The sequence below is a fragment of the Enterococcus sp. DIV1328a genome, assembly GCF_050536905.1.
In the GTDB taxonomy this organism is placed as follows: domain Bacteria; phylum Bacillota; class Bacilli; order Lactobacillales; family Enterococcaceae; genus Enterococcus; species Enterococcus faecalis.
Window position 1 is genome coordinate 95,060 of record NZ_CP172912.1, and the last position, 22,120, is coordinate 117,179.

At 36.8% G+C, this 22,120-nt stretch carries 21 protein-coding genes; 17 read left to right on the forward strand and 4 right to left on the reverse strand.

Annotated elements, in window-relative coordinates; genetic code table 11:
* The first annotated feature begins 237 nt into the window (after positions 1 to 237).
* From IGL93_RS00425 to serS, 4 genes are read left to right on the forward strand one after another with little or no spacing between them, the layout of a single operon-like run.
* Positions 238 to 1,344, forward strand: a complete 1,107-nt coding sequence (locus IGL93_RS00425; protein WP_002383466.1) for a PTS sugar transporter subunit IIC — start codon at positions 238 to 240, stop codon at positions 1,342 to 1,344.
* Positions 1,331 to 2,026, forward strand: a complete 696-nt coding sequence (sdaAB, locus tag IGL93_RS00430; protein WP_002387470.1) for an L-serine ammonia-lyase, iron-sulfur-dependent subunit beta — start codon at positions 1,331 to 1,333, stop codon at positions 2,024 to 2,026. Before IGL93_RS00425 ends, sdaAB begins: the two co-directional genes overlap by 14 nt.
* Before the next feature lie 14 nt (positions 2,027 to 2,040).
* A complete protein-coding gene (sdaAA, locus tag IGL93_RS00435; RefSeq protein WP_002356122.1) occupies positions 2,041 to 2,934 on the forward strand; it encodes an L-serine ammonia-lyase, iron-sulfur-dependent, subunit alpha in 894 nt (297 codons plus the stop codon).
* 26 nt (positions 2,935 to 2,960) lie between these two features.
* Complete coding sequence (gene serS, locus IGL93_RS00440; RefSeq protein WP_010775481.1) at positions 2,961 to 4,232, forward strand: serine--tRNA ligase; 1,272 nt, start codon at positions 2,961 to 2,963, stop codon at positions 4,230 to 4,232.
* Between the two features lie 36 nt (positions 4,233 to 4,268).
* Here serS and IGL93_RS00445 read toward each other — a convergent pair whose 3' ends face one another.
* Positions 4,269 to 5,219, reverse strand: a complete 951-nt coding sequence (locus IGL93_RS00445; protein ID WP_016618549.1) for an alpha/beta hydrolase — start codon at positions 5,217 to 5,219, stop codon at positions 4,269 to 4,271.
* A gap of 212 nt (positions 5,220 to 5,431) precedes the next feature.
* On the opposite strand from IGL93_RS00445, the gene IGL93_RS00450 reads away from it, so the two are divergent.
* The 5 genes from IGL93_RS00450 to IGL93_RS00470 all read left to right on the forward strand — a co-directional run bounded on the left by IGL93_RS00450 (position 5,432) and on the right by IGL93_RS00470 (position 9,567).
* Positions 5,432 to 5,581 (forward strand): hypothetical protein, encoded by a 150-nt coding sequence (locus IGL93_RS00450; protein WP_002367605.1) that lies wholly within the window; start codon positions 5,432 to 5,434, stop codon positions 5,579 to 5,581.
* An 86-nt stretch (positions 5,582 to 5,667) separates the two neighbouring features.
* Complete coding sequence (locus tag IGL93_RS00455; protein ID WP_010713637.1) at positions 5,668 to 6,129, forward strand: hypothetical protein; 462 nt, start codon at positions 5,668 to 5,670, stop codon at positions 6,127 to 6,129.
* A gap of 15 nt (positions 6,130 to 6,144) precedes the next feature.
* Complete coding sequence (locus tag IGL93_RS00460) at positions 6,145 to 6,822, forward strand: ABC transporter ATP-binding protein (RefSeq protein WP_002383460.1); 678 nt, start codon at positions 6,145 to 6,147, stop codon at positions 6,820 to 6,822.
* On the forward strand, positions 6,819 to 7,451 hold the full coding sequence (locus tag IGL93_RS00465; RefSeq protein ID WP_010713635.1) for a hypothetical protein: 633 nt from the start codon (positions 6,819 to 6,821) through the stop codon (positions 7,449 to 7,451). Before IGL93_RS00460 ends, IGL93_RS00465 begins: the two co-directional genes overlap by 4 nt.
* Positions 7,444 to 9,567, forward strand: a complete 2,124-nt coding sequence (locus IGL93_RS00470) for a peptidase domain-containing ABC transporter (protein ID WP_010775483.1) — start codon at positions 7,444 to 7,446, stop codon at positions 9,565 to 9,567. The genes IGL93_RS00465 and IGL93_RS00470 overlap by 8 nt, the downstream gene beginning before the upstream one ends.
* Positions 9,568 to 9,722: 155 nt before the next feature.
* Here IGL93_RS00470 and IGL93_RS00475 read toward each other — a convergent pair whose 3' ends face one another.
* A complete protein-coding gene (locus tag IGL93_RS00475) occupies positions 9,723 to 10,202 on the reverse strand; it encodes an arginine repressor (RefSeq protein ID WP_002356125.1) in 480 nt (159 codons plus the stop codon).
* A gap of 218 nt (positions 10,203 to 10,420) precedes the next feature.
* Here IGL93_RS00475 and IGL93_RS00480 point away from each other — a divergent pair, with 218 nt between their 5' ends.
* The 6 genes from IGL93_RS00480 (at position 10,421) to IGL93_RS00505 (ending at position 16,759) form a co-directional block, all read left to right on the forward strand.
* The gene (locus IGL93_RS00480; protein ID WP_002387472.1) at positions 10,421 to 10,933 is read left to right on the forward strand and encodes an arginine repressor; all 513 of its coding nucleotides are present in this window, start codon (positions 10,421 to 10,423) and stop codon (positions 10,931 to 10,933) included.
* A 296-nt stretch (positions 10,934 to 11,229) separates the two neighbouring features.
* On the forward strand, positions 11,230 to 12,456 hold the full coding sequence (arcA, locus tag IGL93_RS00485) for an arginine deiminase (RefSeq protein WP_002356129.1): 1,227 nt from the start codon (positions 11,230 to 11,232) through the stop codon (positions 12,454 to 12,456).
* Between the two features lie 26 nt (positions 12,457 to 12,482).
* Positions 12,483 to 13,505 carry an ornithine carbamoyltransferase gene (gene argF / locus IGL93_RS00490; protein WP_161299076.1) on the forward strand — a complete coding sequence of 341 codons (1,023 nt, stop codon included), beginning with the start codon at positions 12,483 to 12,485 and terminating at the stop codon, positions 13,503 to 13,505.
* A 105-nt stretch (positions 13,506 to 13,610) separates the two neighbouring features.
* Positions 13,611 to 14,543 carry a carbamate kinase gene (gene arcC / locus IGL93_RS00495; RefSeq protein ID WP_002356132.1) on the forward strand — a complete coding sequence of 311 codons (933 nt, stop codon included), beginning with the start codon at positions 13,611 to 13,613 and terminating at the stop codon, positions 14,541 to 14,543.
* A 24-nt stretch (positions 14,544 to 14,567) separates the two neighbouring features.
* Positions 14,568 to 15,260 (forward strand): Crp/Fnr family transcriptional regulator, encoded by a 693-nt coding sequence (locus IGL93_RS00500; protein WP_002363490.1) that lies wholly within the window; start codon positions 14,568 to 14,570, stop codon positions 15,258 to 15,260.
* Positions 15,261 to 15,307: 47 nt separating this feature from the next.
* Positions 15,308 to 16,759: a YfcC family protein gene (locus IGL93_RS00505; protein ID WP_002383451.1), complete on the forward strand. Its 1,452-nt coding sequence runs from the start codon at positions 15,308 to 15,310 to the stop codon at positions 16,757 to 16,759.
* A 90-nt stretch (positions 16,760 to 16,849) separates the two neighbouring features.
* Here the strand turns inward: IGL93_RS00505 and IGL93_RS00510 are convergent, their stop codons facing one another.
* Both IGL93_RS00510 and IGL93_RS00515 read right to left on the reverse strand, forming a co-directional pair.
* A complete protein-coding gene (locus IGL93_RS00510; protein ID WP_010707958.1) occupies positions 16,850 to 17,530 on the reverse strand; it encodes a type 1 glutamine amidotransferase domain-containing protein in 681 nt (226 codons plus the stop codon).
* Positions 17,527 to 17,862 (reverse strand): ArsR/SmtB family transcription factor, encoded by a 336-nt coding sequence (locus IGL93_RS00515; RefSeq protein WP_010775484.1) that lies wholly within the window; start codon positions 17,860 to 17,862, stop codon positions 17,527 to 17,529. The genes IGL93_RS00510 and IGL93_RS00515 overlap by 4 nt, the downstream gene beginning before the upstream one ends.
* 180 nt (positions 17,863 to 18,042) lie before the next feature.
* Here IGL93_RS00515 and IGL93_RS00520 point away from each other — a divergent pair, with 180 nt between their 5' ends.
* On the forward strand, positions 18,043 to 19,059 hold the full coding sequence (locus IGL93_RS00520; protein ID WP_010775485.1) for an NADP-dependent oxidoreductase: 1,017 nt from the start codon (positions 18,043 to 18,045) through the stop codon (positions 19,057 to 19,059).
* Positions 19,060 to 19,268: 209 nt separating this feature from the next.
* Positions 19,269 to 21,776: an EndoS/ChiA family endoglycosidase gene (locus tag IGL93_RS00525; RefSeq protein WP_010775486.1), complete on the forward strand. Its 2,508-nt coding sequence runs from the start codon at positions 19,269 to 19,271 to the stop codon at positions 21,774 to 21,776.
* Positions 21,777 to 22,120 lie beyond the last annotated feature (344 nt).

Below are 22,120 nucleotides of genomic sequence, written 5' to 3' on the forward strand. Positions count from 1 at the left end.
TGAAATTAATTTTAGTGTAATACTTTTTTAATGGAAAAGCAATAAGATTCTTTACGTTAAAAAAATACATTGACTAAACTTTTGTTTAGTCGTATACTCTGAATGTGGAATGAAATTTTTGTTACTCATTGTACTTTAGTTCATCGAAATGTTCGCTCATTCTTTCACTTGTTGAGCAATAAAAATTTTATTCAGGAGTACCATCCGTTATAAAAAAATATAGTTGGAGGCAAAGAAATGAAAACGTTATCAGGAATCTTGATGTTAGTCTTAGTTTTATGTGGCATGTCCCTATTCTCTTTTAAAGCACCGCGAGGGAAAAAATCTTTAAGTGCTTTGTCTGGTGCAGCTTGTGCCACCTTTCTACCAGAGGCATTTTTGCGGTATGCAGTAGGCGGCGTTTTTCATTTAGATTATGTGTCGCAAATTGGTGAAACTATGGGTAGTCTAGGTGGTTTAGCAGCTGGAGCTCTTGTGCCGCTGGCTTTCGGGATTAGTCCAGTTTTTTCAATTATTTTAGGTCTGTCATTGATTAAAGTCAGCTTGTTACCAGCTTTTATTACCGCGTATCTTTTATCTTTTGTTGTTGAGCAGATGCAAAAACGTATTCCAGAAGGGATTGACTTATTAGTCGTTATTTTAGTCATTCCAGTCGCTGCTTCGTTAGTTGCTGGTTTTATTCAACCCGTTGTATTAGGTGTCCTAGAAGTTATTGGGGGCACGATTTTAAGTGCAGTAGATGGCAATCCATATGTGATGGGCGCAATTTTAGGTGCTATTATCCCGATTGTTGGTATGACACCGTTAAGTTCAATGGTTTTAACTGCCTTGATTGGTTTGACTGGTGTACCAATGGCTGTCGGTGCGTTGACTTGTTACGGCAGTTCCATTGTCAATGCGGCGCTATTTAAAAAGTTAAAACTAGGCACAGCTTCAACTCCGTTAGCTGTGGCAATTGAGCCATTAACACAAGTCGATATCATCAGCTCCAATCCAATACCTATTTACGCAACGAATTTATTTTCAGGAATGGTTAGTGGTATTGTAGTGACTTTCTTTGGCTTAAAAGTACCTGTGACAGGAATGGCAACACCGTGGGCTGGTTTACTTGTGACATTAGGTAACAATGCCATTCAAACGACTTTACTAGCAGTAGCGATTATCACAGTGGTCAGTCTGATGTTTGGATTTTTAGGTGCGCTGGTCTTTAAACGTTACAGAATTGAAGCGGTGGATAATACACCAGAATTTGAAGGAACGACGGAAGTAACCAGTGAAAAAGAAAAAGAAGCAGTAAAAACCAAAGGAGGAGTTACGTATGAACACAGCTATGGCCATCAATAAACCTAAAAAAGTGAACAAAGTAATGAACTACAAAAGTTGTTTTGACATTATCGGTCCTATTATGATTGGTCCTTCTAGTTCGCATACAGCTGGGGCCTTAGCAATTGGCTTAGCGGCAAGAAAGTTATTCGGCGGAACGCCAGAAAAAATTGTGATTAAATACTATGAATCTTTTGCAGACACGCATAAAGGACATGGGACTGATTTTGCAATTATTGGTGGAATTCTTGGACTAGCAGCAGATGATGCCAACGTAACACAATCCATTGAACTTGCGGAAGAACAAGGAATCGAGATTCAATTTTTAGAAATGAGTGAAGAAAGTCCAGTGAAGCATGCTAATACAGCATGTGTGACACTCAGTGATGCAACGCACGAAATCCATTTAACAGGAATTTCTGTAGGTGGCGGTACTATCGAGGTGAAATACATTGAATTAGACGGTTTCAATGTACAACTACATGGTCCTTTACCTATTTTGTTAGTCATTAATCAAGAAGAGCAGGCGATGCAAGCTTTTAAAGATACGTTACAAAAAAATAATATTCAAGTGAATGCGGTGTCTCGTTATGTGGAAGGGAATCAAATTTTATTCATCTTTGACTTAGATTCGGCACCAATTTCCTCGGTGAAAGAACAACTGTTTTCACTAGATGACACATCGAAAATAATCTTATTATGATAGGAGTTTGACATATGTACCTTTCGATTGAAGAATTTATCGATAAAGCTGAAAAAACAGGAAAAAAAATCTCTGATTTGATGATTGAGCAAGAAATGGAGCGTAGCCAAAAAAGCTATGAAGAAATTTGGACACAGATGGGTCAAAATTTGGATGTCATGGATGCTGCTGTCAAACGCTCGCAAGAAGGAGCAGGCGTTTTTTCTCCTACTGGGTTAACGGGCGGTGATGCGGCACGTTTAAAAAAATACCGCGCAGCTGGCAAAACGTTATCAGGTGATTTAATGATGTCTGCAGTTCAAGCCGCACTAGGTACTAATGAAGTCAATGCAGCAATGGGCGTTGTTTGCGCAACGCCAACCGCTGGTGCAAGTGGCACCTTACCAGGGGTTTTAACAGCGATTAAAAATACCTTGAATTTAACGCGTGATCAACAAATTCGTTTCTTATTTACCAGTTCTTTATTTGGAATGGTCACAGCCAACAATGCGATGATTGCTGGTGCTGTTGGTGGATGTCAAGCCGAAGTAGGCAGTGCTTCAGCGATGGCCGCCGCTGCAGCTGTTGAAGCGGCTGGCGGAACACCACGCCAATCTTCTGAAGCTTTTGCTATGGCTTTAGGGAATTTATTAGGTTTAGTTTGTGACCCAGTGGCTGGGTTAGTCGAAATTCCTTGTGTCAAACGAAATACAGTAGGTGCAGGCAATGCGTTAATCGCTGCAGATATGGCTTTAGCTGGAATTGTAAATAAAATACCAGCAGATGAAGTGGTGGAAGCCATGAATAAAGTCGGCCGTCAATTACCACGAGAATTGAGAGAAACGGGTTTAGGTGGCTTAGCTGGCACAGCGACTGGCCAACGAATGAAGAATGAAATTTTTGAAAAAGTAAAATTCACCATTGTTTAAAATTTAATCATGAAGAGGGAAATAAGATGCTGGATATGAAAAAAATTCGCCAAAATGTAGAAGTGGTACAGAAAAAGTTAAAAACACGTGGTGTGGACGAGGAAGTTTTATTACGCTTTTTGGCTTTAGATGAAGAACGGAGAGCGTTACTTGTTAAAGTTGAAGAACTGAAAAAACACCGTAATCAGGTATCAGGAGAAATTGCACAATTAAAGCGTGCACAAAAAGATGCTTCACAACAATTGCTAAATATGCAAGAAGTTAGCGAGCAAATTAAAGTTTTAGACCAAGAAGTTGTTCATTTGCAAGAACAATGCACAGCCATTGCAGAACGTCTGCCTAACTTACCTCATGGGAGCGTGCCTGTTGGCGCAGATGAAGCCGCCAACGTAGAAGTTCGGCGGTGGAGTACGCCGAAAACTTTTTCATTTGAACCGAAACCACATTGGGAAATCGGTGAAGCCTTAGGAATTTTAGATTTTGAAAGAGGCGCGAAAGTATCTGGTAGCCGTTTTCTTTATTACAAAGGCTTAGGGGCTCGTTTAGAACGAGCGGTCTATAATTTTATGTTAGATCAACATGTTAATGAACATGGTTATACCGAGGTGATTCCTCCTTATTTGGTCAATAGCAAAGCAATGTTTGGCACCGGTCAGTTTCCTAAGTTCAAAGAAGATGTTTTCCAAGTTGCAGAAAGTGATTTGACGCTGATCCCCACAGCGGAAGTCCCATTAACTAACTACTATAATAATGAAATTTTAGAGGCGCAAGAGTTACCGATTTATTTTACTGCTTTAAGTCCTTCTTTTCGTTCGGAAGCGGGTAGCGCAGGCCGTGATACCCGAGGATTAATTCGTTTACACCAGTTCCATAAAGTAGAAATGGTTAAATTTAGTGATGCAGAACACTCCTATGAAGAATTAGAAAAAATGACCAACAATGCTGGAGACATTTTAGAAAAATTGGGCCTCCCTTATCGAGTGATTACTCTTTCGACAGGTGACATGGGCTTCTCGGCAGCGAAAACCTATGATTTAGAAGTTTGGATTCCGGCACAGAAAACGTACCGAGAAATTAGTTCTTGTTCAAACTGTGAAGACTTCCAAGCACGTCGGGCGTTGATTCGTTATCGTGATAAAACGGGTCAAGTTCAATATGCCCATACTCTTAATGGGTCAGGACTTGCTGTTGGTCGAACAGTGGCGGCCATTTTGGAAAATTATCAAAATGAAGATGGCACCGTAACGATTCCAGAAGTTCTACGTCCTTATATGGGCGGTTTAACGAAAATAGATTAAAAAAGAAGGTTGATGTTGTGACATCAACCTTCTTTTTTAATTCGTTAAATCCGTTAACCAATGCCCAATTTCTTGAAAAACTGTTGCTTTTTCCATTTCTAATAAAATTTCATGACGCAATGTGGGAAATAGTCGTAACGTCACGTGCTGAAAACCTGCATGCTTTAATTGCTTTTGAATTTTCGCTGGCCCCTTGCTGAAATCACCAACTGGGTCTTCAGCGCCACTAATGATTAAAATAGGCAATTCTTTTGGGATCGCTTGGTACCAATTCCTTTGATTTGCTCGTTTAACAAGTGAAAAAAGGGTAGCAAAACCATTGTTGGTAAATACGAAGCCCATTAATGGGTCATTTTCATAGTCAGCGACATTGGCTTGATTTTTAGAAAGCCAATTAAAGGAACTTGCTTCAGGAAATTTTTTGCTAAAAGAACCAAATGCCAGCTTATCAATGAACGGAGCTGGTTTTTTCGGCTGTTTCTCGGCCATTTTTTTAATAAAAGGCAATGCGGCGGTTAAAGGTAACGGACTTGTTCCAGTGCCCATGAAAATGACTCCTTGCATAGTCACAGGATAGTCTTGCAGATAGTTGCGCAAGGCGAAAGACCCCATGCTGTGACCCATCATAAAATAGGGCAATTGTGGATAGTGATTCATAGCCCATTGTTTCACTTGATGAATATCTGTAACGACATTTTCAGGCCCTTGTTCTCCAAAAAAACCATAGATCGGTGCGCTTGGTTGTACAGATTCGCCATGACCTAGATGATCATGCCCAATTACGGCAAACCCTAATTGATTTAAAAAACGAGCAAATTCATCATAACGTTGGATATGCTCTGCCATGCCGTGAATCAATTGAACTACGGCTTTGGGTGAAGGACAGGGCCAATGACGTACATTGAGCTGAGTTTGTTGATCGTTTGAAGTGAGTATGAATTGTTCAGTCATAAGAAACCCTTTCTTTGCTTTTTGATTATTATACAAAAAAAAGACGGTGTTCAAAAGAAAAATTCATTATTTTATTAGAATAAAATTACATTACAGCTTTTATTCTTTAATAACTAAATGCAAAGGTTGACCAAAAAATAACTTTATATACAAGCTTTTGGACAAGCAATGTTTTTTAACATTAAAACAATTGACATTGTTTTCTAATTATAATATATTTGTTTTATAATTTAGGAAGGAGTGATAAAATGAAAAAGATTAACGAAACGGTTGCAAGAGAAGTTAAAGCTGGTTTTCATTGGCATTGTTGGTTGTGTAATGCAGGTGGTGGAAGTAAAGCAGGTTACTTAAGACATGTGCAAGTATATAACCATATTTTTGTTTCATATTGGAGATAAAATGTTGTCTTTTCAAAAGAATACAGTTTTAGTCAACAAAAATTGTATTCTTTTGAAGTTGCACAGATAATATGAGGATTGTACGAATGAAAAATATGAAGGTATTATACAATATCTTAGCTTTGTTAGTTATTACAGGATGTGCTGCACCTGAGTCTCTAGTGCATAAGCAAGATGATGACTCGGCTATCGATGTGGTTGAAACGTATTCAGAAGCAGAACAAATAGCCTTTCCCTATTATTATGTTCAGTTAGTTGAAGTAAGTAAATTAAAAAAGGAAGCTAACAATAGTATAAAATTAACACTTAATTTATTGAATGATGGAGTTCCTCAGAATACACAGATAAAAGATATATTTTCAGTTAAGGCTTTACAAGGTGAAGTTAATTTGAAAAATTTATCCACTAAAATTGAGGGAGATAAATTTTTAAAAACGAGCACAGTAGTTGTTGAATTTCTGTTAGTATCTGATGAAGAAGTAATATTTGAATTTACTTCCACATACAAAGAACAAATAAAAAAACATTATAGCGTATTTTTAGAATGAATTGCAGGTTAGATAATGAATATTAAGTTGATAGATGTAAAAGTACTGACTCAAAAAAATTTTTTTCTTTATCAAATTGATTTTGTTGAATTCTCTAGTAAAGAAGTCTCTTTTATTATAGGAAAAAGCGGCGTAGGTAAATCAACGCTTTTAAACATACTCGCAGGTGAACATCCGTATTTTACGGGAGAATTTGTTCTAGATGAAAAAAAAGTCTGTTTAGATACGAGGAAAAAATTGATATCGTATAGGCGGAGCATAGGTTATGTTCACCAAGATTTTCAACTAATTGAATGGTTAAGTGCGTATGAAAATATTGCTTATCCCTTAAAAATAAAAAAAATTCCTAGTCAGATTATCAAAAAACAGGTCGAGAAACTAGCTGTGGAGTTAAAAATTACAGAGTTACTACACACGAGAATCTCTCTTCTTTCAGGAGGAGAGAAACAACGGGTTGCTATTGCTAGGGCAATTATAAAAAATCCTGAACTTATTTTGGCAGATGAACCTACAGGAAATTTAGATCCAGATACATCAAAAAAAATAATGAATATTTTATACCGTGTAAGTAATAAGTATAATATCCCTCTAATCGTGGTTACACATGACTATGATCAGATTCCATCAATAAAGAAGAAGATTTACGAAATAACAGAAAAAAAATTGAATGAAGTTATAGAGGTGGAGAATTGACTATAAATAGGTCTAATTACTTATTAAAAATAAAATCAATCAGTAAATATTTCTATTTTTCAATGTTTATTAACTTATGGATTACTGTATTTGTCCGATTATATTTTTATGTCTATTTATTTAAAAAGAGCCAAGAAAAGGATGCTCAAAACATCTCTCCAATTTTCCGTTTGTTTAATAATGATACTTCAGAGGAATTAATTTTCTTGTTAGCAATGCTGGAAGTGAGTTTGTTAGTATTAATAATTGCATTATTTTTATTTTTTATTTTTTACATAGTTATGCAATTAAAGAGACGATTCTTGTTGTCACAACAAGAACTACAGATAAAAACATCCCTTGGGTGTAGTCCGCTACAATTGACTAAAGAGTTTTGTTTAAAATTATTAACGGGTACATGGATAGGAAGTGGTATAGGGATATCTATAACAAGTATTTCATATTTCTATCTGTATAACTTTTTAATCGATACTCGTGCTCAAGTTTTTTTAATTACTCCTTTCAATTTTTTCTTATTCTATGATTTGAAACTATTTTTAGGAGTACTTATTTTTTGTGGAATTCAATTTATTTTTGTATATCGAAAAGTAATATCTAAATATTTCAAAATAGGGGGAAGATATGTTTAAAAGGATAAGACAAACAGAAATAAAGGATTGTGGACCAGCTTGTTTAGCAACCATCGTAAACCTTTCTGGTGGGAAGCTATCTCTGGTGACAGCTAAAGAATTAACAAAAACAAGTGAATCTGGGACTACGATTCAAGGAATGTTGGATGGCTCAAGAAAATTAAACCTAAATCCTGAAGGGCTTGAAGGTAATTGGGCTGAATTAATTGAAGGTATACAAAATAATGAAATACATCTGCCTTTTATAGCACATATCATTACAAAATCAGGTTTAGCTCATTTTGTAGTAGTGGAAGCTATAAATAAAAAGCATATCAAAATCTTTGACCCAGCTCTGGGGATTTTAAAACAAGAATTAAAAGATTTTCAATCTACTTGGACAGGAAGAATAGTGAACTTTGATATAGATAAAATAAAAAATTCTGTTCCTAAGATGAAAAATCACAATTTTTATTATGAGAGCTTAAAGCAAGAAAAAGGAACCTTGAGCATTGTTTTATTTTTTTCAATCATAATGGCATTAATTTCTTTTATAGGAAGCTTCTCTTACCAAAAATTTATAGATACTTTTATATTACAGACAGAAAAAAGCGTGCAGAAAATACATACATATAACTTTTTTGAAAAAATCTATCTAAATATACTTGATAATTTTAATTATTTATTTATGGCTATCATTTTGTTATATCTATTTCAATGGATTTTAGGAATAGTACGTACGTTGTTTATAGCTAAAATGTCAAAGCGTATGAATGATAGCTTGTTCTCAGTTTTTTTGAATAAGCTTATAAATATGGAGATAGTTAACTTAAAAAGTAAAAACAGTGGAGAAGTGCTGACAAGATATAATATAGCTACACAAGTACAATCAATATTGACTAGACTAGTACTATCGCTGTTTTTGGAATTTTTTATAGCATTAGCAGGTGGAGCTATCTTATTTGTTATAAGTAAGGAACTTTTTAGTATTACCTTAGGAATATTTTTTAGTTATTTATTAATTACTATATTGTTTATTAAGCCTTTAAATAAAGTTAATACTAAAATTATAGACATAAATTCAAGAACAATTACTTCATTAAATGAGATTTTAAATGGATATGAGACAGTTAAAGTTTTTCAATTAGAAAATTTTTTTACTAGAAAATTTTTAAAAAATGCAAAAAAACTGACTTCTCAAGAAAAAATTAGTGTAATTTATCAGAACGTACAATCTAGTATCATTATTTTGATCGAATCAGTAGGCACACTTTGTGTATTATGGCAAGGGGGGATATTAGTAATTAATGGAGGTATAAGTATTGGGCTACTAATAGCCTATATATCACTGATAACTTATTTTACTTCACCAGTAAAAAACATCATTGAATATCAAAAAGAGATACAAAACGTAGTTGTTATGGTTAGAAAGTTAAATGATATCATTCATGTGACAAAAGAAGAAACTGAATCTATCGCAAAACAAATAGACTTCAATAATTCAAAAAAATTATCTGTAAAGAAACTTCGATTTTCTTACGGAGCTACTTCTTATGTTTTGAAAGATTTTTCAGAAGAATTTTATTTTGGAAAAACATATGGTATCTACGGTAAAAATGGCAGTGGCAAAAGCACTTTAAGTAATATCTTAGCATCACTTTATAAACCAGACCAAGGACATATATACCTTGGTAACAACGATATTTTCAATAATATAAGTTCCTATAGAAAAGACGTTATCCAGATAACGAGCAGACCGTTTATAATGGCTGGAACAGTAAAAGAAAATCTGTTCTTAGAAGCTGATTCATTCGATGATGAATATATTTATGATATTTTAAAAAATATAGGATTGGAAGAAGTAATAAATTCCTTTCCTTTAGGATTAGATACAGTAATAGCAGAGGGTGGAATTAATTTATCAAGTGGACAAAAACAAAAAATAAATTTGGCTAGAGCATTGTTAAGGAAGCCAAAAATACTTATTTTAGATGAGGCCATGAGTAATTTGGATCAGAGCAGTAAAAGGAAAATATTAGAATATATCAGAGATACATTACCAAAGAGTTTAAGGATATATATAGCTCATGACGAAAAATCTTTAGATTTTGTGGATGAGAAAATTATATTGAATTGAACTGTTTAATTTTATGTAAATAGTTATCTGATAATTAGTAGTAAGAGATTCAATGAAATAATTGTATCTCCAGAGGAAAGTATCCTCTGGAGATTTTTATCTTTAATAAAAATAGCAATGATGTCAAAAAATAGTCGATTTTACTAAGTGATGAATTATGGGTGGTACAAATACTGCTGGAAATAGTTGTTAACTTCAAGGGCATCTTCTTTATTTTTTGAAAGAATTAAGATGGTATCATCCCCAGCGATGCAGCCCAAGATATGAGGGTTGTGGATACGTATGCGATCAATTAAAACCCCAATGGCTTGCCCGTTGCCAGGTAAGACGGTTAAAAGATTTGTGAACTCTATTTGTGTTAAAGAAACACCAGTTTCAATAATAATGTCAACAAGACGTTCTTCATCTGTTTTATATTTTGGACGAAGGGCAGAATTATTCAAGATACGATAATAGGCTTCTCCTTGACCATTGTCTACTTTGTTTAAATTCAGCTCACGAATGTCACGAGAAATAGTTGCTTGTGTGGTGTGAATATTTTCTTTTTCCAATAATGCTAGTAATTCACTTTGTGTATGGATTTCATTTTCTGTGACCAATCGCTTAATCATCGTTTGGCGTTTTAATCGGTTCATTACTTTCCTCCAGTTCAGTTAATCATGCAAAAAAACATCATTGCTGTTATTTAAAACGGTGCCAGTAATTCCCTAAAATCACTGTACAACGTTTTACTAAATTGTGCAAGTCTCACTTTTTTAAATGCGAAATATCCGACGAAATCAATGAGAATCTTTTAGCTAAACGACCCTTTTTCTATTCTAATTAGAGAGATTCTGCTAGTATTGCTTTGTAAATGTCTGGAGGAAGGGTGTTATTTGTGAATAAGCAAACACGCCAAAGTTTGATTAAAGAAATCATTCAAACAACCGTAATTCATAGTCAAAATGAGTTGTTAAGAGAATTAAAAAAGCGCGAGATAAATGTCGCACAAGCAACGATTTCACGGGATTTATGGGAATTAAAAGTCGTCAAAGCATTAGATGAGTCTGGCGAGATGCGGTTAACGATTTTTGAACAATTCACTTCTTTAGAAGAACGAAAAAAAGAACAGTTGATACAAGCAATTCGTGAGGTAGTGACCAAAGTTGAACGTGTCGCCTTTTTACTAGTGGTTCATACATTACCAGACAACGCAACATTGTTTTCAGCTGTACTTGATGAAGTGTCTTTGTGTGAAAAGAAATGTTCTGTCGCTGGCTTCGACACTGTTATTATTGTTTCATCATCCGAGGAAAAAGCACAAGAACTAGAGCAGTATTTTCAACAATTTATTCAGCCAACACCTTTGTCAAAAAGTAACGCATAAAAGGAAGGGAGCCAGAAGTCGTTTTGACTTCTGGCTCCCTTCCTTTTACCTCTATAAGATTATAACTTTATGAAGTACATGGAGAAATAATTTTTTTTGAATAAATGCATTTTTTTTTATTTAATTATGCATTATTTTTTTAGAATATCTATGAAAGCGCATTCTTTTAGGCTAGAAATATGCATAAGAAAGAATACCGTTGTATATTTGGTATTTTGTTTGGCAAATGGCTCACGTCCTAGGTTAATCAGGTCTGTTATTCTGTGTTTGTAATTAAGTTGAGGAGGTTATTTCACATGAGTCATCCAATTAATGTATTTTCTGAAATCGGGAAATTGAAAACAGTGATGTTACATCGTCCAGGTAAGGAATTAGAAAATTTAATGCCAGATTATCTGGAGAGACTGTTGTTTGATGATATTCCGTTTTTAGAAAAAGCACAAGCAGAACATGATGCATTTGCAGAGTTGTTACGATCAAAAGATATCGAAGTGGTCTATTTAGAGGACTTAGCTGCTGAAGCGTTGATTAATGAAGAGGTCCGCCGACAATTTATTGACCAATTCTTAGAAGAAGCCAATATTCGCAGCGAATCAGCAAAAGAAAAAGTTAGAGAGTTAATGTTAGAAATTGACGACAACGAAGAACTGATTCAAAAAGCGATTGCTGGCATTCAAAAACAAGAATTACCTAAATATGAGCAAGAATTTTTAACAGATATGGTTGAAGCGGATTATCCATTCATTATTGATCCAATGCCTAACTTATACTTCACGCGTGATAACTTTGCGACAATGGGGCACGGGATTTCTTTAAATCATATGTATTCAGTAACTCGACAACGGGAAACCATTTTTGGGCAATACATTTTTGATTATCATCCTCGTTTTGCTGGAAAAGAGGTTCCTAGAGTCTATGATCGTTCAGAATCAACCAGAATTGAAGGTGGCGATGAATTAATTCTTTCAAAAGAAGTGGTGGCCATTGGGATTTCTCAAAGAACGGATGCCGCGTCAATTGAAAAAATTGCGAGAAATATTTTTGAACAAAAATTAGGATTCAAAAATATCTTGGCTTTTGATATCGGTGAACATCGTAAATTCATGCATTTAGATACCGTTTTTACCATGATTGACTATGATAAATTTACGATTCATCCAGAAATCGAAGGTGGTTTGGTTGTTTACTCGATCACTGAAAAAGCAGATGGAGACATCCAAATTACAAAAGAAAAAGATACATTAGATAACATTTTATGCAAATACTTGCATTTAGACAATGTTCAATTAATCCGTTGCGGCGCTGGGAATTTAACCGCAGCAGCCCGTGAACAATGGAACGACGGTTCAAATACATTAGCAATTGCCCCTGGGGAAGTTGTTGTTTACGATCGGAATACGATTACGAATAAAGCGCTAGAAGAAGCAGGCGTGAAATTGAATTACATTCCAGGAAGTGAACTAGTACGTGGCCGTGGTGGCCCTCGTTGTATGAGTATGCCACTTTACCGTGAAGATCTTTAAAAAAACACCCAAAAATAGGAGGAATCATCATGAATTCAGTATTTCAAGGACGTAGTTTATTAGCAGAAAAAGATTTTTCAAGAGCAGAATTAGAGTATTTGGTAGACTTCAGTATTCACTTAAAAGAATTGAAGAAAAAAGGGATTCCACATCACTATTTAGAAGGAAAAAATATCGCTCTTTTATTTGAAAAAACTTCGACACGGACACGCTCTGCATTCACGACAGCAGCGATTGATTTAGGGGCACATCCTGAGTATTTAGGCGCCAACGATATTCAATTAGGTAAAAAAGAATCTGTTGAAGATACAGCGATTGTTTTAGGTAGTATGTTTGACGGGATTGAGTTCCGTGGGTTTAGTCAAGAAGTAGTGGAAGATTTAGCGAAATATTCTGGTGTTCCTGTTTGGAATGGTTTAACGGATCAATGGCATCCAACACAAATGATTGCGGACTTTATGACAGTGAAAGAAAACTTTGGTCGTTTAGAAGGAATCACTTTAGTATACGTCGGCGATGGCCGTAATAACATGGCAAACAGCTTGTTAGTGACAGGTGCTATTTTAGGCGTAAATGTTCGCATTTGTGCACCAAAAGAATTGTTCCCTTCTGATGAAGTCGTTAATTACGCAAAAGAATTTGCGAAAGAATCTGGTGCAGAATTAATGATTACAGACGACGTTGCTAAAGGCGTTAAAGGAGCCAACGTGTTATATACAGACGTTTGGGTGTCCATGGGTGAAGAAGATAAATTTGAAGAACGTGTCAATCTGTTGAAACCTTATCAAATTAATATGGCTATGTTAGAAAAAACCGAAAACATGGATGGCGATTTAATTGTATTACACTGTTTGCCAGCCTTTCATGATACGAAAACACAATACGGTGAAATGGTTGCTGAAAAATTTGGCATTACTGAAATGGAAATTACGGATGAAGTCTTCCGCAGTAAATATGGTCGTCAATTTGAAGAAGCAGAAAACAGAATGCATTCCATTAAAGCGATCATGGCAGCTACTTTAGGCAATTTATTCATTCCTCGTGTGTAGGAAGCAACTGAAAAAACATTGAAAAAAGAATAGTCGTTTCGCCCTTTAAGAGATTCTTTTGAAGGGCGGCCTATTCTTTATTATGATAGGAAAGAAGGATTTGTAATGGGGAAAAAAATGGTCGTTGCACTAGGCGGAAATGCCATCCTTTCAAATGATGCTAGCGCACACGCACAACAGCAAGCATTAGTTCAAACATCTGCCTATTTAGTTCATTTAATTAAACAAGGGCATCGGTTGATTGTTTCACATGGCAATGGTCCACAAGTCGGAAATCTATTATTGCAACAACAAGCAGCTGATTCTGAAAAAAATCCAGCGATGCCGCTAGATACGTGTGTTGCTATGACACAAGGAAGTATCGGCTACTGGTTGTCCAATGCGCTTAATCAAGAATTAAACAAAGCAGGAATCAAGAAACAAGTGGCTACTGTTTTAACACAGGTGGTCGTAGATCCAGCAGATGAGGCATTCAAAAATCCAACAAAACCGATTGGTCCATTTTTAACAGAAGCTGAAGCCAAAGAAGCAATGCAAGCAGGTGCTATTTTTAAAGAAGATGCAGGACGTGGCTGGCGCAAAGTCGTTCCAAGTCCTAAGCCAATTGACATCCACGAGGCTGAGACTATTAATACCTTAATAAAAAATGATATAATTACCATTTCATGTGGTGGTGGTGGCATCCCTGTCGTAGGACAAGAATTAAAAGGTGTCGAAGCAGTAATCGATAAAGATTTTGCTTCTGAAAAACTGGCAGAATTAGTGGATGCGGATGCACTAGTTATTTTAACTGGCGTGGATTATGTGTGTATTAATTATGGCAAACCAGATGAAAAACAATTAACCAATGTCACTGTAGCAGAGTTGGAAGAATACAAACAAGCGGGTCATTTTGCACCAGGTAGTATGTTACCGAAAATTGAAGCCGCCATTCAGTTTGTAGAAAGCCAACCCAATAAACAAGCAATTATCACTTCTTTGGAAAACTTAGGAAGTATGAGCGGCGATGAAATCGTAGGAACGGTTGTGACAAAATAAAGTATAGTATTTAGGAGAATTAAGATGATGATAGAGAAAATAATCACTAAAAATAATCAAGATTTTCAATACTTTTCTGAATCAGAACTAACAGAATTGCGCAACGAGAGTTTCGTTCGCTCCTATAAAAAAGGCCAAGTCCTTTTTTATCCAGGTGATCCGAGAAATCATTTGATTTTATTGGTTTCGGGTGTCATTAAAATTGAAAAAAATGATCGCAGTGGTAATTTTTCCTATCTGCATTTTATGAAAAAGCAGGCTCTTTTTCCGAGAATCGGACTGTTTCAAGATGAGGTTCATTACGACTCCGCGATTGCCTATACGGATATTGAGGTTGTGTTTGTGCCAGTTAAACTGTTTGAGCGTTTTCTCCAAAATAATCCCCAGCAATTGATTCATTGGATTCAAGAACAATCGGTCCTTTTAAAAGAAAGTATGATCAAAATCCAAAAAGGAACAACCAATGATGCATGTGAACGGATTGTGACATCACTGGCGATGTTATTAAATGATTTAGGAGAACGAATTGACAACAGAGAACGCGTTGCAATTGCTTGTCCAATTACCATTAATGACATTGCACGAATGAGTGGAACCACGCGGGAAACAGCAAGCAGTGTTATGAAAAAATTAGTCCAAATGAACCGTATTAGCTACAGTCATAAATTCTTAACTTTTCTAGATACGCCATTCTTTATTGATCGATTGAGTAATTAATCATAGAGAAGGGAGATACAGGAAAGTAGGTTCCTGTATAAAAGGATATGGCAGAAAAAAAGAAGAAAAACAAAAAACAGCTTTCGTCTTTTAGTATTTTATTTATTATTTTAATTGTTTTAGGTATCGTAACGGTCTTGCTAAATGGCCAGCCATTTACCCCAAGAGAAATTGATGGCAAAATGGTTGACCACGTGGTAGGGGCCAAATTATCGGATATTATCATGGCTCCATTCAATGGGTTTAAAGATGCCATTGAAATTAATATTTTTATTTTAGTACTCGGTGGCTTTTTAAATATTGTGACGCAAACTGGGGCTCTTGAAGCAGGGATTCAATCAGTCGTTAAAAAGTTAAAAGGGAACGAATTGAAAATCATTCCGATTTTAATGATTTTATTTTCTATTGGTGGGTCGACTTATGGAATGGCAGAAGAAACAATTCCTTTTTATGGTTTATTGAGTGCCACCATGGTCGCCGCTGGTTTTGATACGTTTGTCGCAGTGGGGACTGTGCTATTGGGTGCAGGATCAGGTGTTATCGGTTCAACGGTTAACCCTTTCTCCACAGGGGTAGCGATGGATGCGTTGCGAGGTATTGGCATTCAGCCGAATACAGGAATTATTTTAATTGTCGGTGCTATTTTGTGGGCGGCCTCTACCAGCTATTCTATTTTCATTGTGATGCGTTATGCGAAAAAAGTGAAGGCGGACAAAGGTTCAACAATTTTATCTTTACAAGAACAAGAGGATATGGAAAAAACGTATGGACAAGCAGCGTCGAAAGAAATGCCATTTACGAATCGTCATAAAAAAATCTTAATGGTATTCGCTTTCTGTTTTGTCGTTATGATTGTTTCCTTAATTCCATGGAACGACTTTGGAGTGACGATTTTCAAAGGCTGGACGTCTGTTTTAACAGGCAACAGTTTCGGTGACTGGTACTTTGGCGACTTAGCGATGTGGTTCTTCCTTTTAGGGATCATTGCTGCCTTGATTGGTCGCTTTACTGAAAAAGAAACCATTGAAGCATTTATCGACGGTGCCAAAGATATGTTATCCGTTGTTTTAATTATCGTAGTTGCTCGCGGGGCATCTGTTTTGATGTCTAAAACGTATTTAGATTCATTTATCCTTGATAAAGCGGCAGGCTTATTACAAGGACTCTCCCCAGTCTTATTTGTCATCGGTGCCTTTGTTTTATACTTAGGTTTATCTTTCCTAATTCCTTCAACTTCTGGTTTAGCGTACGTTTCTATTCCTGTAATGGGTGCGTTAGCTAAAAACATTGGTTTAAGTCCAGAAGTGATGGTTATGATTTTTGCTTCAGGTTGTGGCTTGATTAATTTGATCACGCCAACATCTGGTGTCGTAATGGGTGGTTTGGAAATTTCCAAAGTTCAATATGCCACTTGGACAAAATTCATGGCCAAACCAATGATTGTCTTAGGCTTAATTAACCTAATTATCTTAATTGGCGCGATGTTACTCTTTAGCTAATCAAAAATTTTTTATGTTAGGGCTTCGGCTTTCGGAAAAAAGAAGAAGCAATGAAACAACAGCGACTACCTAAAAGTAGTCGCTGTTGTTTCATTTTGATAGTTGTTGAATTAACAATCTTGCGACAGCGCGGACAGAAAAAGGATTTTGCCCAGTGATTATACGGCCATCTTGATACGCAAATTCTTTATAGGGACGCTTTTTCGCAAAAGTAGCACCATGTTCTTTGGCAATTGTTTCGTTTAAGAAAGGAACAACTGCTTTTTTCATGGCTAAAATTTCTTCTGCAGTAGTGAAGCCAGTAATGGTTTTATCTGCAATCAAATAATTTCCTGACGCATCTTTGACATTTAAAAGACCAGCAATTCCGTGACAAACAGAAGTTAGGTACTTGCCCTGTTCGTAAAGGCTACGAGTGATTGCTTGCAACTGAGGATTATCAGGAAAGTCCCACATAACGCCATGGCCTCCTGTAAAGTAAATCGCTGCGTATTCATCTGGCTCAATTTCTTCAAGAGAGAGGGAATGCGCTAGCGCTCGTTCTTGAAAATCGGCACTTTCATAAACCGCCATAATGGATGAATCTACATATTTCATACTCCGGGGATCCAAAGGGACATAGCCTCCTTGGGGACTAATATAGTCAACTGAAAATCCTGCTTTGGTTACTTCTTCCACGAACTCCGTGGCTTCACCTAGCCAGAGGCCCGTTGGTTCTTCGGTGCCGTGATAACGGGAGACGTTTGTGAGGACCACGAGAATTTTTTTCATGCTTGCTTCCTCCCTGGCTTAATCGACGTAATGTGGGTCAATAGTTGTTGGAGTTGCTCAATTTTGGTGGTATCGTGAGAAAGTGAGTAATAATTTTTAGTTCCTTCACTGCGACAATCAATTAATTTGGCTTGTTTCAAAATTTTTAAGTGGTGAGAAACAGCGGGGCGTGAGAGTTGTGTCGCCTCTGTTAACTCAGTGACACGACGGCCAACACAGGCCTGGTCTTCTAGCAGTGCAATAATAATTGCTTGGCGTTTTTCATCACCCAATGCGATTAAAAAATCACTAAGCGCAGTAAATTCTGTTTGAATTCCTTCTAATTCTTTCATAATCTTTCGCCTCTTTGGTTCGTATTTTTAAACGATTAAACCATTTTTCGTGTTTTTTGTCAATAAAATACGCTGAGGGCTGAAACTTGACGTGGATCCCATTTTTCGTTAAGATACTAATTGATTAAAGGTTTAAACTTTTAAACCGATAAAAAGGATAGTAAAGAGAGGAAAGATTCAATGATGAAAGCCGCTTTAATTCATAAATACGGACAAAAAGAATTAGCAATCGAGGAGGTGCCCTTACCCACCATTCATGACAACGATGTTTTGGTCAAAATTATCGCTGCCAGTATCAACCCGATTGATTTAAAAACAAAAGATGGCAAAGTAAAGATGCTTTTAAATTATCAAATGCCACTGATTTTAGGCAGTGATTTTGCTGGGATTGTTGTCTCTGTTGGAAAAAAAGTTCAAAATTTTAGGCTGGGCGATGCAGTTTACGGGCGAGTACCCAAAAATTGCGTGGGAACTTTTGCTGAATATATTGCAGTGGATCAAGCGGCTGTAGCTATGAAGCCGAAAAATTTAACGTTTGAAGAAGCTGCGGCCATTCCGTTAGTCGGTTTGACAAGTTATCAAGCGCTACATGATATTATGAATGTGCAGCCAGGCCAGAAAGTCCTGATTCAAGCAGGTTCAGGAGGGATTGGAACCATTGCGATTCAATTAGCAAAACTAGCAGGCGCTTACGTTGCCACCACAACGAGTAGTAGAAATAAAGAATGGGTTCAAGCGTTGGGAGCAGATGAAGTGATTGACTATCGGACACAAAATTTTGAAGAAGTTTTATCCGACTACGATTATGTGTTTGATACAATGGGGGGGACAATCTTAGAAAAAGCTTTCTCAGTGGTTAAACCTCAGGGAAAAGTCGTTACATTGTCAGGCATTCCCAACGAACGTTTTGCTAAAGAGTATGGCTTGCCGCTTTGGAAACAATGGGCTTTTAAAATAGCTACTCGCAAGATTCATCGCTTGGAGCAAGCCACAGATGTTAGTTATCATTTTTTGTTTATGCGTCCCGATGGCGAGCAATTAGCTTTACTCACTGAGTTCATTGAACAGGGAAAATTACAGCCGATAATTGACCGAGTCGTTCCTTTTAGCCAAATTCAAGAAGCGGTGGATTATTCACTGACAGGACGAGCACAAGGGAAAATTGTTGTGAAAATCGCCGATGTTGATCACGACTAAGTAAAGGAAACTTGCAAGAAAAATAGGCCTATTTTTCTTGCATGTCTCAAAATTTACATTTAAACGCCGTCTAACAAAAGTGATTTTAGGCGGGAAAAGATTTTTATAGAAAATCCTCATTTTTCCAGTTTCTATTTTGCAAATTCGTTATTTTTTGTTATTCTATTGATGGTTGTGTATGCGCTTTCTTTTTAGGTGGATACACCAAAATGAACGGAGTGCAGAAAGGAATGGTGTTCAAAGTGGGGAACAATTTATCGACAAGAAGAGGAGAAAACAGAGAAACAATTGTCAGTTGGCTAGGTCTTTCGTTATTGGTTGGCTTGGCGTTTATCTTATTTAGTCTGTTTCATCAACCAATGGTCAGCCAAGCCAATGAACCGGACCAAGAGAAACATTTTATGGTTTACTATCGGGCTTGGCGTGACAAAACGATGCAAGGAGTTAATACAACATTGCCAGATGAAAATTGGCTAACGATGCACGATATTCCTTATGGTATTGACATTGTGAATGTCTTTAGTTATGTGCCAAAAGGACAAGAAGCACTTGCACAGCCATTTTATGATACGTTAAAAAATGAGTATGCGCCAGCATTACATGCACGAGGTGTTCGTTTAGTTCGTGGGATTGATTACAGCGAGCTATTAAAAGTTCCTTACGCAGGAACAACGCCTACAGAAGCAGAATTTGATGCTTATGCGAAAGAGCTGTTAACCAAATTTGTCGATGATTTAGGAATTGATGGGTTAGATATTGACATGGAAACTCGTCCAAGTGAAAAAGATATTGTTCTATCTAATGGTGTCATTCGTGCATTATCAAAATACATTGGACCGAAGTCGGGAACGGATCGTCCATTTTTGTATGATACCAATGCAGAATATTTACCACCTTTACAAGATGTCAGTGACTGTTTCGATTTTCTCGCGTATCAACAGTATGGCAGCGATGACCAACGCACGCAACGAGCATTAAATAATTTAAGTCCGGTTCTCAATGGGGAACGATTTGTTCCAGGATTAACTTTCCCAGAAGAGCAAGATCGCAACCGCTGGTATGACACAAAAGAGCCGTATATGGAAAGTAACATGTATAAAGTAGCTCGTTATTCTTATGAAAATAATTTAGGGGGCATGTTCCTCTATGCCTTAGATCGCGATGGTCGCACCTATAATGAAGACGATTTAAATCAGATAAAACCTTCTAATTTACTTTGGACAAAAACGGCCATTGCAGAGAGTAAAGGCGTTTCTCTTGCAGAGATGCAAGCGGCTGCGCAACACTATTTAAAACGAATTAGCTACGCCAACACAGACCTTGAAGCACAAAATAAAGCCGCAGAAGCAGTGACACAAGCAACGACGCTTTATGATGTGAATAAAGCTATTTTAGGTGGCGATTATGGCCAAGGGATTTCAAATACCTATGATGCTGAATTAGAAAAAGGCCTGTTAGCCATTGACTTAACCACTTTATATCGTGCGTTGGATCAAGCAGTTACAGCCATTGAAAAGGCAGAAAGCTATACACCAGAAACGATTCAAGCACTACAAACAACAAAAGAGACAGTCGCAACAGAACTTGCGGGAAAAACGTATACAGCCGCGCAAGTGACTACTTGGCAAACGGAGGTCCAAACAGCTTTGGATAATTTAAAAGAGAAACAAACACAACCTTTAAAAAGTGTCTTTTCCATTGATGCGGGAAGAAAATATTTTTCCGTGGAGCAACTGGAAGAATTAGTAGCCAAAGCCAGTCAAAATGGGTACACAGATGTCCAATTAATTTTAGGAAATGATGGCTTACGGTTTATTTTGGATGATATGTCGGTCAATGTGAATGGTAAAAAATACAACCACAACCGGGTTTCAAAAGCAATCCAACGAGGCAACAACGCATATTACAATGATCCTAATGGCAACGCGTTAACACAAAAAGAAATGGATCGGTTGTTGGCTTTTGCGAAAGCGCGCAACATCAACATCATTCCCGTGATTAACAGTCCAGGACATATGGATGCGTTGTTAGTGGCCATGGAAAAACTAGCGATTAAAAATCCCGCTTTTGATGGCTCAAAACGAACAGTAGATTTAGGGAACCAAAAGGCAGTGAATTTCACAAAGGCGATTATCAGTAAGTACGTGGCTTATTTTTCCGCGCATAGTGAAATTTTCAATTTTGGTGGCGATGAGTATGCAAATGATGTCGACACAGGCGGTTGGGCGAAACTGCAATCTTCTGGGCGCTACAAGGATTTTGTCGCTTATGCGAATGATTTAGCTAAAATAATTAAAGATGCGGGCATGCAGCCAATGAGCTTCAATGATGGCATTTATTACAACAGCGACGATTCTTTCGGTACATTTGACCCAGAGATTATTATTTCTTATTGGACAGCCGGTTGGAGCGGATATGACGTAGCCAAACCTGAGTACTTTGTTCAAAAAGGACACAAAATTTTTAATACCAATGATGCGTGGTATTGGGTCGCTGGCAATGTTGATTCTGGCATTTATCAATATGACGATGCTTTAGCAAATATGTCGAAAAAAGCATTTACAGATGTGCCAGCAGGTAGCCCAAATCTTCCAATTATTGGAAGTATTCAATGTGTTTGGTATGATGACCCTAGTCGTGACTATGATTTTGAACGAATTTATACGCTAATGGATACGTTCTCGGAAAATTATCGTGAGTATATGGTGGTTAAATAAAACTAGTTAAAGCTAACGAGGTATCTATAAAGACTGATCCTGGGACAAAAACCACTTTGGATTTTTGTCCCAGGATCAAAACCTGATAAACGGCGGGAACAGAACCAACTCCTTCGGAAATAAGCCGAAATTCTCCAAAAATTAAAGAGCAATTTTCGGAAATTTCTTCTTATTTCTCGGAGCTAAACGGTTCTTTCCCGACCTCAGCCTTCTTTAACGGAAGAAGATTTGTTTGAGGGCCAACAATCAATTTAGGAATGCCTTATTGAAATGTTCCTGTTCTTATTGTAGACTGAAAGAAGTGGTGGTGGAAAGCTATCACCATTAATAGAAAAGCAGGAAAA

What these genes read in the sequence shown, in the direction of transcription:
- IGL93_RS00425 (WP_002383466.1), top strand. Translation starts at nt 238, where the DNA reads ATGAAAACGTTATCAGGAATCTTGATGTTAGTCTTAGTTTTATGTGGC.
- sdaAB (WP_002387470.1), top strand. Translation starts at nt 1,331, where the DNA reads ATGGCCATCAATAAACCTAAAAAAGTGAACAAAGTAATGAACTACAAA.
- sdaAA (WP_002356122.1), top strand. Translation starts at nt 2,041, where the DNA reads ATGTACCTTTCGATTGAAGAATTTATCGATAAAGCTGAAAAAACAGGA.
- serS (WP_010775481.1), top strand. Translation starts at nt 2,961, where the DNA reads ATGCTGGATATGAAAAAAATTCGCCAAAATGTAGAAGTGGTACAGAAA.
- IGL93_RS00450 (WP_002367605.1), top strand. Translation starts at nt 5,432, where the DNA reads ATGAAAAAGATTAACGAAACGGTTGCAAGAGAAGTTAAAGCTGGTTTT.
- IGL93_RS00455 (WP_010713637.1), top strand. Translation starts at nt 5,668, where the DNA reads ATGAAAAATATGAAGGTATTATACAATATCTTAGCTTTGTTAGTTATT.
- IGL93_RS00460 (WP_002383460.1), top strand. Translation starts at nt 6,145, where the DNA reads ATGAATATTAAGTTGATAGATGTAAAAGTACTGACTCAAAAAAATTTT.
- IGL93_RS00470 (WP_010775483.1), top strand. Translation starts at nt 7,444, where the DNA reads ATGTTTAAAAGGATAAGACAAACAGAAATAAAGGATTGTGGACCAGCT.
- IGL93_RS00475 (WP_002356125.1), bottom strand. Translation starts at nt 10,202, where the DNA reads ATGAACCGATTAAAACGCCAAACGATGATTAAGCGATTGGTCACAGAA.
- IGL93_RS00480 (WP_002387472.1), top strand. Translation starts at nt 10,421, where the DNA reads ATGTCTGGAGGAAGGGTGTTATTTGTGAATAAGCAAACACGCCAAAGT.
- arcA (WP_002356129.1), top strand. Translation starts at nt 11,230, where the DNA reads ATGAGTCATCCAATTAATGTATTTTCTGAAATCGGGAAATTGAAAACA.
- arcC (WP_002356132.1), top strand. Translation starts at nt 13,611, where the DNA reads ATGGGGAAAAAAATGGTCGTTGCACTAGGCGGAAATGCCATCCTTTCA.
- IGL93_RS00500 (WP_002363490.1), top strand. Translation starts at nt 14,568, where the DNA reads ATGATGATAGAGAAAATAATCACTAAAAATAATCAAGATTTTCAATAC.
- IGL93_RS00505 (WP_002383451.1), top strand. Translation starts at nt 15,308, where the DNA reads ATGGCAGAAAAAAAGAAGAAAAACAAAAAACAGCTTTCGTCTTTTAGT.
- IGL93_RS00510 (WP_010707958.1), bottom strand. Translation starts at nt 17,530, where the DNA reads ATGAAAAAAATTCTCGTGGTCCTCACAAACGTCTCCCGTTATCACGGC.
- IGL93_RS00515 (WP_010775484.1), bottom strand. Translation starts at nt 17,862, where the DNA reads ATGAAAGAATTAGAAGGAATTCAAACAGAATTTACTGCGCTTAGTGAT.
- IGL93_RS00520 (WP_010775485.1), top strand. Translation starts at nt 18,043, where the DNA reads ATGATGAAAGCCGCTTTAATTCATAAATACGGACAAAAAGAATTAGCA.
- IGL93_RS00525 (WP_010775486.1), top strand. Translation starts at nt 19,269, where the DNA reads ATGAACGGAGTGCAGAAAGGAATGGTGTTCAAAGTGGGGAACAATTTA.